This window comes from Pseudodesulfovibrio sp. 7M6, from assembly GCF_050058625.1.
In the GTDB taxonomy this organism is placed as follows: Bacteria; Desulfobacterota; Desulfovibrionia; order Desulfovibrionales; family Desulfovibrionaceae; genus Pseudodesulfovibrio; species Pseudodesulfovibrio salinus.
Map to the genome: position 1 here is coordinate 2,518,071 of NZ_CP188816.1, position 12,212 is coordinate 2,530,282.

General features: G+C 60.2%; 10 protein-coding genes. All 10 read left to right on the forward strand.

Features of this window, described 5'->3' with window-relative positions:
• Positions 1-49 precede the first annotated feature (49 nt).
• The 10 genes from ACI0FG_RS11995 (at position 50) to ACI0FG_RS12040 (ending at position 12,212) form a co-directional block, all read left to right on the forward strand.
• Entirely contained in the window at positions 50-1,852 is a 1,803-nt protein-coding gene (locus tag ACI0FG_RS11995) for a sensor histidine kinase (RefSeq protein ID WP_419785236.1), read from the forward strand.
• Positions 1,830-3,179, forward strand: coding sequence for a sigma-54-dependent transcriptional regulator (locus tag ACI0FG_RS12000; RefSeq protein WP_419785237.1), 1,350 nt, complete (start codon positions 1,830-1,832; stop codon positions 3,177-3,179). The genes ACI0FG_RS11995 and ACI0FG_RS12000 overlap by 23 nt, the downstream gene beginning before the upstream one ends.
• Positions 3,180-3,641: 462 nt before the next feature.
• Positions 3,642-4,286 (forward strand): succinate dehydrogenase/fumarate reductase cytochrome b subunit, encoded by a 645-nt coding sequence (locus tag ACI0FG_RS12005; RefSeq protein ID WP_419785238.1) that lies wholly within the window; start codon positions 3,642-3,644, stop codon positions 4,284-4,286.
• Between the two features lie 13 nt (positions 4,287-4,299).
• The gene (locus ACI0FG_RS12010; protein ID WP_419785239.1) at positions 4,300-6,177 is read left to right on the forward strand and encodes a fumarate reductase flavoprotein subunit; all 1,878 of its coding nucleotides are present in this window, start codon (positions 4,300-4,302) and stop codon (positions 6,175-6,177) included.
• 27 nt (positions 6,178-6,204) lie between these two features.
• Positions 6,205-6,945 (forward strand): fumarate reductase iron-sulfur subunit, encoded by a 741-nt coding sequence (locus tag ACI0FG_RS12015; protein ID WP_419785240.1) that lies wholly within the window; start codon positions 6,205-6,207, stop codon positions 6,943-6,945.
• 6 nt (positions 6,946-6,951) lie between these two features.
• Complete coding sequence (locus ACI0FG_RS12020; protein WP_419785241.1) at positions 6,952-7,788, forward strand: fumarate hydratase; 837 nt, start codon at positions 6,952-6,954, stop codon at positions 7,786-7,788.
• Entirely contained in the window at positions 7,788-8,345 is a 558-nt protein-coding gene (locus tag ACI0FG_RS12025) for a Fe-S-containing hydro-lyase (protein ID WP_419785242.1), read from the forward strand. The genes ACI0FG_RS12020 and ACI0FG_RS12025 overlap by 1 nt, the downstream gene beginning before the upstream one ends.
• 26 nt (positions 8,346-8,371) lie before the next feature.
• Positions 8,372-9,694 (forward strand): malic enzyme-like NAD(P)-binding protein, encoded by a 1,323-nt coding sequence (locus tag ACI0FG_RS12030; protein WP_419785243.1) that lies wholly within the window; start codon positions 8,372-8,374, stop codon positions 9,692-9,694.
• Positions 9,695-9,802: 108 nt separating this feature from the next.
• Positions 9,803-11,344, forward strand: a complete 1,542-nt coding sequence (locus tag ACI0FG_RS12035; protein WP_419785244.1) for an SLC13 family permease — start codon at positions 9,803-9,805, stop codon at positions 11,342-11,344.
• 100 nt (positions 11,345-11,444) lie between these two features.
• Positions 11,445-12,212: a cytochrome c3 family protein gene (locus ACI0FG_RS12040; RefSeq protein WP_419785245.1), complete on the forward strand. Its 768-nt coding sequence runs from the start codon at positions 11,445-11,447 to the stop codon at positions 12,210-12,212.

The window sequence follows — 12,212 nt, forward strand, 5'->3', positions numbered from 1 at the left end:
TTTCCGCCTATATCGTTTTTTGCATAAGAAAAAGGACAGTTACACCACCATGCTCAGCAAGCTCACATCACCCCGCATCCTGACGATACTGGTCTATGTCCTGTTCCTGGCCGGTATCCCGCTGGGCGTCGGCGTGCTGGTCCAATACGACTATCTCGACGAGTTCGAAGGCGTCTCCAACGAGCGACTCAATCTCTACGAAAGCACTCTGCTGGCGGAGCTAAAAAAATATGAATACCTGCCCTACCTCATTGCCGAGGCGGGCATCGTCTCGCGCATGTTGCACGGTGCGGACAACGCGGATCAGGTAAATCGCTTTCTGGAGGAGGCCAACTCCATCGCCGGGTCCACCGTGGTTTACGTGCTCAATACCAAGGGCATCGTCACCTCGGCCAGCAACTGGCGCAAGGAGAACTCCTTCATCGGGCTGGACCTCTCGTTTCGCCCCTATTTCATCGACGCCATGGAAGGAAAACAGGGACGCTTCTACGGCGTGGGCGTCACCGCCGGGAACCCGGGCTATTACATCTCCCACCCGGTACGGAGCAACGGCCGGATCGTCGGCGTGGCCGTGGCCAAGATCGTCCTCTCTCCGCTGGAATCCATCTGGCAGGAGGGCGGCGAGACCCTCTTCGTGTCCGACATTCACGGCATCATCGTCCTGGCCAGCCGCCCGGAGTGGAAATACCGTACCCTGGCCCCGCTCTCGGCCCAGGTGTTGAGAAACATCCACGAGAAACTCCAGTTCCCGGAGGTCAAGCTCTACCCCCTGCGTCTCCATACGGCCATTCGGCTCGCCTCCACCAAGGAAGTGACCATCGGCAAGGAGCGGTTTCTGGAAAAAAGCCGCAACATTCCCGGCATGAAGTGGACCATCAGCTACCTCATGCCCCAGGGGCAGCTCTGGGAACGGACCCTCGGTATCTCGCTGACCACCTTCGTCATCCTCGGGCTGGCTGTGCTGACCCGCTTCTTCCTGCGCGAGCGGAGCCAGCGGCAGATATCGCGCATCCAGGCCATGGAGGCGGACCGCATCCGATCCATCAACACCAAGCTGGAAGAGGAAGTGGAGGAGCGCAAACGGACCGAACACGAACTGCGCGCGGCCCAGGAGGAACTGGTGCAGGCGGGCAAGCTGGCCGCCCTGGGCGAAATGGCGGCGGCCATTACTCATGAGCTGAACCAGCCCATTGCCGCCGTGAAGACGTATGTGGCCTCCTGCCGCCTGATGCTCAAGCGGGACAGACTGGCGGACGTGGACTCCACCCTGGTCAAGATATCGGAACTGGGCGACCGCATGGGCACGGTGACGGGCCAGCTCAAGTCCTTTGCCCGAAAGTCGCAGGACAAAAAGAACGCGTTCGATCTCCGGCTGGCCATTCAGGAATCCCTGACCCTCATGGAGCACCAGTTCCACATTGAGGGGTGCCGCCTGGAGCTCTACCTGACCGACGACCCCGTCTATGTGGTGGGCAACCGCGTGCACATGGAGCAGGTGCTCATCAATCTTTTCCGCAACGCCCTGGACGCCATGCAGGACACCAAGGACGCCCTCATCGGCGTCAGCCTGCGGCGGGTCAAGGAGAGAGCCAAGATCCATGTGTGGGACAACGGCCCCGGCATCGACGCCTCGGTGGACAAACGGATATTCGAGCCCTTTGTCACCACCAAAAAGGAAGGAAGCGGCGTTGGTCTCGGCCTTTCCATTTCGTACAAGATCATCAAGGACATGAACGGCGATTTCCGCGCCACCAATCGGGCGGACAGAGGGGCCGAATTCTTCGTGCACATCCCCCTGGCCCATACCCGGAAATCCGAGGGAGACAACAATGCGCCAGGTCATTCTGGTTGACGACGAACAGTCGGTGCGCGATTCCGCCCGACAATGGCTGGAACTCTCGGACTTCAAGGTCCGCGACTTCGGCGACGCGCCCACGGCCCTGCACCACATCACCCCGGAGTTCGAGGGAATCGTCCTTTCCGACGTCAAGATGCCCGGCATGGACGGCCTGGAACTGCAAAAGAAAGTCGGTGAAATCGACTCCTCCATCCCGGTGGTACTCTTTACGGGCCACGGGGATATCGCCATGGCCGTGCGTGCCATTCAGGACGGTGCCTACGACTTCGTGGAAAAACCCTTTGACCCGGAACAGATCATCGAGACCGTCAAGCGCGCCCTGGAAAAGCGGCGGCTGATCCTTGAGAACCGGGGCCTCAAACGTGCCCTGGAGGGATGCAGCGGCATCGACTCCCGGCTGGTGGGTACCAGCCCGGCCATGCTGACCCTCAAGAAGGAAATCAACAACGTGGCCCCGACCATCGCCAATATCCTGATCATCGGCGAAACAGGCACCGGCAAGGAGGTCATCGCCCGCTCCATCCACAACCTGAGCAAGCTGGAATCAGGGCCGTACATGGCGCTCAACTGCGCGGCCATTCCGGTCAATATGGCGGAGAGCGAACTCTTCGGCCACGTGGGCGGCGCCTTTACCGGTGCGCAGGGCAAGCGCATCGGCAAGCTGGAAGCCGCGAACGGCGGCACCCTTTTTCTCGACGAACTCAACTCCATGCCCCTCGACGTGCAGGGCAAGCTGCTGCGCGCCCTGGAGATGCGGGAGATCACGCCGCTGGGGTCCAATACCTCGCGTCCGGTGAACTTCCGGCTCATTTCCACCATGAACGTCAATCCGCGGGCGGCCATCACCGAGGGCAAGCTGCGCGAGGACCTCTACTTCCGCATAAATACCGTGGAGATGGCCGTGCCCCCCCTGCGTATGCGCAAGAGCGACATTCCCCTGCTCTTCTCCTTCTTCCTGGAGCGTGCGGCAGATACCTACGGCCAGGAGGCGGAACCCCCGGGACCGGAAGGACTGGCGGCCATGATGGCCTACGACTGGCCCGGCAACGTGCGGGAACTCAAGAGCCTTGCCGCACGATACGTGCTCTCCTCCCTGCCGCCCGAGGTGCGCCTGCCCAAGCTGCTCTCCGGCACCAATGTGGACCGTAGGGAATCGACCATCCCGCTGCGCGAACAGGTCTGCCTCTTCGAGCGCCACCTCATCCATGAATCCATCCTGCGCAACAAGGGCAACATCCAGAAGGTCATTGCGGATCTCAAGATTCCCCGGCGCACGCTCAATGAAAAAATGGCCAAGTACAATCTGAAGCGCGTGGAGTAAGCGGCCGAAATCCGCCGAAACCTCTTTTGCCCCCTTTGGCCCATCACCGGCCAAAGGGGGCAAAATTCCTTCCAAGCCAGAAACTGCGCCCCTTCCCGGTTTTTCCCTTTCCCAAGGTCAAAAATAGTACCAATTCCCAACTTTGACTGGACGGTCAATCTGATCGGCGGATTTCCGCCACCCCATTCTGGAGCCATCGGCGGATTTCCGCCGATGGCCATTGTCGCAGCATATTAGAGCGCTATAAAATCAGCATGTTACGACTTTTGCAAAGTGGTACAGCCATTGCTTTACGTCTATCGTTGCGATCCATTCTTGCCCCAACTTGTACAGGGGCTATGGGTACACGTTGGGACAAGGCAGAGCCGGGACCGGTCCGCTCCCGCCAATGCGCAATAGGTGTGGCGCAGGGAGAATCCGTTCCAGCAGATTTCTACAATCTAGAACCACAGGTGTAACATGATGAAAACCTACACATCATCCGTCCCAGGCGCATCCCGCTACGATGCCAGTCTCGACTGGCTGCAGATGCTGACGGGAGCGAGCTTGATCCTTTTCATGTGGTGTCACATGCTGCTCGTTTCCTCGGTGGTCATCTCGCCCAACCTCATGAACGCCATCGCCGAATTCTTCGAATCGACGTACATGGCACAGGTTGGCGGACCGCTGATCTTCCTCACATTCCTGGTCCACTTCGGACTGGCCGCGCGCAAGATTCCCTTCCGGGTGGAAGGACAGTCCACCATCCTGCAGCACGCCAAGATGATGAAGCACCGCGACACTTGGTTGTGGGTGGTTCAGGCGGTGACGGCCATGATCATCCTCATCCTGGGATCGATCCACATGTGGGTGGTCCTGAACGACCTGCCCATCACCGCCGCCAAGTCGGCTGCGCGTATGCAGCACTTCTGGTGGTTCGTCTTCTACATGGTTCTGCTGCCGAGCGTGGAACTCCACGTCAGCGTTGGTTTCTACCGCATCGGCGTCAAATGGGGCTTTGTGAAGGCCGAGCAGAGGCACGGGTTCAAGCGCTTCGAGTCGACCCTGTTCACCATCTTCATGGTCATCGGGATCATTACCCTGATCCGCTTCTTAATGTTCGGCTAAAGAGGTATACGTCATGCAAACATACTTTTCCGATCTTCTGGTCATAGGCGCAGGCCTCGCCGGTGAGCGCGTTGCCTGCGAAGCCGCGCAAAACGGATTCACGGCCACATGCCTGTCCATTGTCCCGGCGCGGCGCTCCCACTCCTCCGCCGCACAGGGTGGTATGCAGGCAGCTCTCGGCAACTGTGCCAAGGGTGAGGGCGACAACACGGACATTCACTTCATCGACACGGTCAAAGGCTCGGACTGGGGCTGCGATCAGGAAGTGGCCCGGCTCTTTGCCAATGCCGCTCCCATCGAAATGCGCCGTCTGGCCCACTGGGGGGTACCGTGGAACCGTGTCGTGCCCGGCAAGTCCTTCTACTTCAAGGGCGGTGAAAAATTCGAAAAATATGAGAAGGAAGAAAAAGAGGGGCTGATCACGGCCCGTTCCTTCGGCGGCACCGCCAAGTGGCGCACTTGCTACACCTCGGACGGCACCGGCCACGCGGTCATGTGCACCATGGACAACCGCTGCGCCCAGCTCGGCATCAATGTCTTTGATAAAAAGGAAGCCATCTCCCTGATCCACGACGGCGACACCTGCAAGGGTGCCGTGGTCCGCTGCCTGCGCACCGGCAAGCTGGAAGTCTTCCTGGCCAAGGCCACCGCCATCTGCACCGGCGGTTTCGGCCGTATCTACAAGGCCACCACCAATGCGGTCATCTGTGACGGCGGCGGCCACGTCATCGCCCACGATACCGGCGTAGTACCCATCGGCAACCCGGAATCCATTCAGTTCCACCCCACCGGCATCGTCCCGACCGACATTCTGGTCACCGAGGGCTGCCGCGGCGACGGCGGAACCCTCCTTGATGTCAACGAAGAGCGGTTCATGCACATCTACGAACCGGAAAAGGCCGAGCTGGCCTCCCGCGACGTTGTCTCCCGCCGCATGACCGAGCACATGCGCGCCGGCAAGGGTGTGAAATCCCCCTACGGCGAGCACCTCTGGCTCGACATCCGCCACCTGGGCGACAAACACATCTCCACCAAGCTGCGCGAAGTGGACGAGATATGCCACCACTTCCTGGGCGTGGATCCCCGCACCCAGCTCATCCCGGTGCGTCCCACCCAGCACTACACCATGGCTGGCATCCGCACCAACAAGGACGGCGCGGTCTACGGACTCAAGGGCCTCTTCTCCGCAGGCGAGGCCGCCTGCTGGGACATGCACGGCTTCAACCGCCTGGGCGGCAATTCCCTGGCCGAAACCGTGGTCGCGGGCGGCATCATCGGTGCCAAGATCGTCGAGTTCCTCAAGGGACACGAGACCACCTTCGACACCGCCAGCATCAATGACGCCGTCAACAAGCAGAAGAAGCGCATCGACGACCTGATCAGCGGCCGCAACGGCCACCTCAACGTCTACCACGTGCGCAACGAGATGCAGGAAGCGCTCATGAAGGGCTGCTTCGTCTTCCGCAACCAGAAGGACCTCGAAGAGACCGTCCAGGTCCTCCAGGGCACCCTGGAAAAATCCCGCAAGGTCGGCTTGGTTTCCGACGGCGCGGGCGCCAACTTCGAGCTGGCTGCGGCCCTTAAGCTCGAAGGCCAGGTCCGCCTCGCCATGTGCATCGCCCAGGCGGCGCTGCAACGGACCGAGTCGCGCGGCTCGCACAACCGCGAGGACTTCCCGGCGCGCAACGACAAGGAATGGCTGAACCGGACCCTGGCCTACTGGCGCGAGGGCGCGGACATGCCGGAACTCGTCTACGAGGACACCACTCCGCTGTTCGAACTGCCTCCGGGCGACCGCGGCTACGGCGGCGGCAAGATCATTCCCGCCGACGCCAAATACGTGAAGGAGCGCACCGTCCCGAGCCCCGTCACCGAAATAGGCAAAAAGTAGTAACCGCGACGACAAGAGGACCCTACCATGGATAGACAACTGACCTTCGAGATATTCCGGTACAATCCCGAGCGAAAGGGAGAACTGCCGCACATGCAGCAGTATACCCTTGAAGAAAAACCGAACATGACGCTGTTCATCGCTCTGAACAGGCTGCGCGAAGAACAGGACCCCAGTCTGGTCTTCGACTTCTGCTGCCGCGCCGGCATCTGCGGCGCATGCGCCATGGTCATCAACGGGCGTCCCAACTTGGCCTGCCAGACCAAGACCAAGGACCTGCCCGACAAGATCATTCTGCACCCGCTGCCAATCTTCAAACTTATCGGCGACTTGTCTGTTGATACTGGTGTATGGTTTCGTGAAATGTACACCAAAACCGAGTCATGGATTCACACCTCCAAAGCCTTTGATCCCTCAAAGGAAGAGGAGCGCATGGACAACTCGGTGGCCGAGGATATCTACGAACTGGAACGGTGCATCGAATGCGGCTGCTGCGTGTCGGCCTGCGGCACCGCCCGGTTGCGCAGCGATTTCATGGGAGCCGCCGGGCTGAATCGCGTCGCACGTTTCCTCGTCGACCCCCGTGACGAACGGACCGACAAGGAATATTACGAAATAATCGGCAATGATGAGGGCATCTTCGGTTGCATGGGTCTGTTGGCCTGTGAAGATGTTTGCCCCAAGAACCTGCCCCTGCAAAACCAGCTCGGTTTTCTCCGGCGGAAGATGGGTATTACCGCCCTCAAGGACCTCTTCAAGAAAAAGTAGGTGGCTATGCGTACTATCAAAGCTTCAGACATTGTCGATGCCGTGGCCAACATGTGCATCAAGGGCAACACCGAGTTGCCGGACGACGTCCGCAACAAGATCGAGCAGGCAATGGCCGAGGAAACCAGTCCTTCGGCCAAGGAGGTGCTCCGTCAGCTCCTGGAGAATGCCGATCTCTCCCTCAACACCAAACTTCCCCTGTGTCAGGACTGTGGGCTCGCGGTCTACTTCGTGGAGATGGGCGACCAGGTCTTTGTGGAGGGCAACCTTACCGAGGCCATCAACGAAGGCACCCGCAAGGGCTATGCGGACGGCTACCTGCGCAAGTCCGCCTGTGACCCGCTGACCCGGGCCAATACCGGCGACGGCACCCCGGCCGTGATCCACGTGGATATCGTGCCCGGCGACAAGCTCAAGATCACCTACATGGCCAAGGGCGGCGGCGCGGAGAACATGTCCCGCGTCACCATGCTCGCCCCGGCCCAGGGATGGGAAGGCATCAAGAAGTTCGTCATCAACCGCGTGGCCGAGGCCGGTCCCAATCCGTGCCCGCCCACGGTCATCGGCATCGGCATCGGCGGCACCTTCGAGCACGCCGCCAAGATCGCCAAGAAATCGCTGACCCGCAAGCTGGACGATACCCATCCCGATCCCAAAATCGCGGCCCTGGAAAAAGAGCTCTACGAAGCCATCAACAAGCTCGGCATCGGCCCCATGGGCCTGGGCGGCAAGACTACGGTCCTCGGCGTCAAGATCACCATGGAACCCTGCCACCTGGCGAGCCTGCCTCTGGCCGTCAACGTCCAGTGCCACTCCCAGCGGCACGAGGAGGTCGTACTCTAATGGCAGAATACAAACTGAACACTCCGCTTACCGATGAAGACATGGCCCAGCTCAAGGCTGGCGACGTGGTCTTCCTCTCCGGCACCATCTATACCGCCCGCGACGCGGCCCACAAGAAACTGGTGGACCTGCTGGACCAGGGTAAGGATCTGCCCTTTGATCTCAAGGGAACGGCCATCTACTACGTCGGTCCCAGCCCGGCTCCCGAGGGTCGTCCCATCGGCTCCGCAGGGCCCACCACCAGCTACCGCATGGATTCCTTTGCCCCCCGGCTCTACAGCCTGGGCCTGAAGGCTACCATCGGCAAGGGCAAGCGCGACGAGCCCACCCGCAAGGCGATGCAGGACTATACCTGCGTCTACTTCGGCGCCACCGGTGGAGCCGGAGCCCTGCTCTCCAATTCCATTACCGCGGCCAAGGTCATCGCCTTTGACGAGCTCGGCCCCGAAGCCATCCGCGAACTTACGGTCAAGGAATTCCCCCTGCTGGTCATCAATGACTCCCACGGCGGCGAGCTGTACGCCGTGCCGGACCTCAAGGCCGCAGGCATCGAATAACGGAAACCAACCACAAGGAGATACCAATGGCATTATTCACCAAAGAGGAGGCCCTAGCCTACCACTCCATAGGGAGAAAGGGTAAGGTTGAGGTCGTCCCGGTCAAACCGTGCGTCACCCAGAAGCATCTTTCCATGGCATACAGCCCCGGCGTTGCCGAGGCGTGCAAAGCCATTCATGCCAACCCCGAACTCGTTTACGAATACACCGGCAAGGGGAATCTGGTCGGTGTCGTCTCCAACGGTACCGCCGTGCTCGGCCTGGGCAACATCGGCCCCTTGGCTGGCAAGCCGGTCATGGAGGGCAAGGGAGTCCTGTTCAAGGTTTTCGGCGATGTGGACGTCTACGACATCGACCTGAACGTCACCGATCCGGATGCGCTGTGCGAAGTGGTCAAGGCCCTGGAGCCGACCTTCGGCGGTATCAACCTGGAAGACATCAAGGCTCCGGAGTGCTTCTACATCGAAGAGAAGCTGAAAAAGGAAATGAATATTCCGGTGTTCCATGACGACCAGCACGGCACCGCCATCGTCACCGCCGCAGGCATGATGAACGCGCTCGAAATCTCCGGCAAGAAGGCCGAGGACCTGCGCGTGGTCATCTCCGGCGCCGGCGCGGCGGCCATCGCCTGCACCAACCTGTACCGGAACATGGGCGTGAAGTTCGAGAACATCGCCATGTTCGACTCCAGCGGGCACATCAACAAGTCCCGCACGGACCTGAACGAGTTCAAGCAGCAGTACGCAACCGAAAAGGCATACGGCTCCCTGGCCGAGGCCATGGTCGGCGCCGACTGCTTCCTGGGCCTGTCCAAGGGCGGCATCGTCACCAAGGAAATGGTCAAGTCCATGAGCGACAACTGCCCGATCATCTTCGCCTGCGCCAACCCGGACCCGGAGATCACCTACGACGAAGCCAAGGAGGCCCGCCCGGATTGCATCATGGGTACCGGCCGTTCCGACTTCCCGAACCAGGTGAACAACGTGCTCGGCTTCCCCTTCATCTTCCGCGGTGCGCTTGATTGCGGGGCCACCGCCATTACCGAAGAAATGAAGATAGCTGCGGCCCAGGCCCTGGCCGATCTGGCCAAGACCGAAGCCCCCGAATACGTGTGCAAGGCGTTCGGCGTGGACAAGCTCGAATTCGGGCCGGACTACGTCATCCCCAAGGCCCTGGATCTGCGACTCATCGAGTATGTCTCCGTGGCCGTGGCCAAGGCGGCCATGGAAGGCGGCGTTGCCCGCAAGCAGCTTGATCTGGATAGTTACAAGAGCCAGCTCCGGGAACGCATCGCCGCTTCCGGCAAACGGGTAGGCGCTTTCGTAGAAACCTATCATCTCGGAATATAAATATAATGATCCCGGGCGGAGGCAATGGGTTGCCGCCCGGGATCATCCCAGAGTGTCAACTGGGGTTGCGGTCCATTCCAAGATGTAGAAACGACGAGGAATTGCAGTATGAGTTCACAGGCTGATTCTGGAAAGGGCAGGCGAATCGGGTTTTTCCTAGGGCCCATTGTCTTTGTCCTGATGCTTGTCCTCCCGGTTCCGACCGGCATGAAGGTCGAGGCGTGGCATGTGGCTGCCGTCACTGCCCTGATGGCCATATGGTGGATCACGGAAGCGATCCCCATTCCGGCCACTTCACTTCTTCCCATCGCTCTCTTCCCCCTGCTGGGGGTAATGAAATCGTCGGCGTCCACCGCGCCGTACGCAAACCATCTGATCTACCTCTTCATGGGCGGCTTCTTCCTGGCCGTGACCATGGAGCGGTGGAACCTGCACCGCCGCGTGGCGCTGTACACCATCAAGGCCATCGGCACCAGCCCGGCCAAGATGACTCTCGGCTTCATGCTGGCCACTGCGTTTTTGTCCATGTGGGTATCCAATACCGCCACGGCCATGATGATGGTGCCCATCGGGCTGGCCGTCATCCAGCAGGCCACCGGCTTTTCGTCCGAACACCTGCGTGACAGCATCAACAACGTCGGTCCCGAGTTCAACTTCGGCCGAGCGCTGATGCTCGGTATCGCCTACGCGGCCTCCATCGGCGGCGTGGCCACCATCATCGGCACCCCTCCGAACACCGTCATGGCCGGTATGGTCGAAAAGATGTTCGGCGTCACCATCGGCTTCGGCCAGTGGATGATGTTCGGCGTGCCCCTGTCGGCCATTACCCTGGCCATTGCCTGGTTCCTGCTGACCAAGGTGCTCTTCAACACCGGCGACATGGAACTGGCGGGCGGCGCCAAGATCATCGAAGAGGAAGTAAAGAAGCTCGGCCCCATGAGCAGCGAAGAAAAGAAGATCGTTGCCGTGGGCTGTTTCATGGCCACCTTCTGGCTGGCCCGCGGCTTCATGGCCAAGTCTTCTTTCGTCCTCGATATCATGCCCCACTTCAAGTATGTGGCCGATGCCACCATCGGTATTCTCGGCGCACTGATCCTGTTCTGCATCCCCACCGACTTCAAGAAGGGACAGTTCCTTCTTGATTGGAAAACCGCAGTCAAGATTCCCTGGGACGTCATCCTGCTCTTCGGCGGCGGCCTGGCCATTGCCAACGGTTTCGCCAAGACGGGCCTGGCGGGGTACATCGCCTCCCAGCTGGGCGCGCTCGAGGGTGCAAGCATGCTCATCTTCGTCGGCGTGGTGGTGTTGATCACCATCTTCCTGACGGAAATCACCTCCAACACGGCGACCGCCACCCTGCTGGTACCCATCATGGGCAGTGCGGCCATCGCCATGGGCGTCCACCCCTTCGCCACCATCGTGGCGGCATGCGTGGCTGCCTCCTACGCATTCATGCTCCCGGTGGCCACACCGCCGAACGCCGTTGTGTTCGGCAGCGGATGCGTTACCATCAAGCAAATGGCCAAGGCTGGAGTGTGGCTTAACATCATAGGCACCATCCTGATCACGGGCTTCGTCGTCTACATCCTCCCGGTTCTCTGGGGCGTGGACCTGAACTCCGTGCCAAGCTGGGCCATCATGCCTAAGTAAAGCAACTTGAAATCCACCCGTGGGCGGCACCATGCCGCCCACGGGCCCGGAACCCTGAAAAGGCTTATGAACTGCCGCACGCGTGCGGCGGAGAGGGACGATGCGCGCAAAAAACAAAACATTACCGGTACTTTTAACAGCTGTTATCCTCGTGATCATCGCGGCCGTTGCATACAGCCTGCCGAGCAAACATCAGCCAATGCCGGTCCGTATCCTGTTCAACAACAAGGGTGGAAAGGTCATCTTCTCCCACCTGACCCACCACCGGGATTACCAGATAGAATGTGCCCGGTGCCATCACGACCGGACGGAAATGAAGGTGACGGACAAGACCGGCGCACTGTCCTGCGGTTCCTGCCATCCCCAGGACTTCAACAAGAATTTCATCACCAACCATGCGGACTCCTTTCCTGACGAGTCCTACTGTATCCGCTGCCACCACGTGGAATACGGCAACCTGCTCTTCAACCATGACGAACATACCGAGGACTACGCGGAAAACTGCACGGACTGCCACCACGACGCATCCATCGAGCCGGAGCCGCAAAAGTGCTCCAATTGCCACAAGAGCAAGGAGCTGAAGGGCGTGCCAAGTATGCGCGAAGCCGGACACAAGCGGTGTGCCACCTGTCACGAGGACATGTTCGACAAGCATCTCTCCAGTTGCCGGGAGTGCCACCAGTCCGTGGACATGACCAAGTACAAGGGAGACTACAGCGAGTGCGGCACCTGCCACGACGCCCATGCGCGCGACCTCGTGCTGCCGCGCATGAACGCCTTCCACGACCAATGCATCACCTGCCACGAATCCATGGGCGCCGGGCCTTACGGTCCCGATGCCTGCAACCAGTGCCATATCACCAGGTAG

What these genes read in the sequence shown, in the direction of transcription:
- ACI0FG_RS12015 (WP_419785240.1), top strand. Translation starts at nt 6,205, where the DNA reads ATGGATAGACAACTGACCTTCGAGATATTCCGGTACAATCCCGAGCGA.
- ACI0FG_RS12020 (WP_419785241.1), top strand. Translation starts at nt 6,952, where the DNA reads ATGCGTACTATCAAAGCTTCAGACATTGTCGATGCCGTGGCCAACATG.
- ACI0FG_RS12030 (WP_419785243.1), top strand. Translation starts at nt 8,372, where the DNA reads ATGGCATTATTCACCAAAGAGGAGGCCCTAGCCTACCACTCCATAGGG.
- ACI0FG_RS12005 (WP_419785238.1), top strand. Translation starts at nt 3,642, where the DNA reads ATGAAAACCTACACATCATCCGTCCCAGGCGCATCCCGCTACGATGCC.
- ACI0FG_RS12035 (WP_419785244.1), top strand. Translation starts at nt 9,803, where the DNA reads ATGAGTTCACAGGCTGATTCTGGAAAGGGCAGGCGAATCGGGTTTTTC.
- ACI0FG_RS12010 (WP_419785239.1), top strand. Translation starts at nt 4,300, where the DNA reads ATGCAAACATACTTTTCCGATCTTCTGGTCATAGGCGCAGGCCTCGCC.
- ACI0FG_RS12000 (WP_419785237.1), top strand. Translation starts at nt 1,830, where the DNA reads ATGCGCCAGGTCATTCTGGTTGACGACGAACAGTCGGTGCGCGATTCC.
- ACI0FG_RS12025 (WP_419785242.1), top strand. Translation starts at nt 7,788, where the DNA reads ATGGCAGAATACAAACTGAACACTCCGCTTACCGATGAAGACATGGCC.
- ACI0FG_RS11995 (WP_419785236.1), top strand. Translation starts at nt 50, where the DNA reads ATGCTCAGCAAGCTCACATCACCCCGCATCCTGACGATACTGGTCTAT.
- ACI0FG_RS12040 (WP_419785245.1), top strand. Translation starts at nt 11,445, where the DNA reads ATGCGCGCAAAAAACAAAACATTACCGGTACTTTTAACAGCTGTTATC.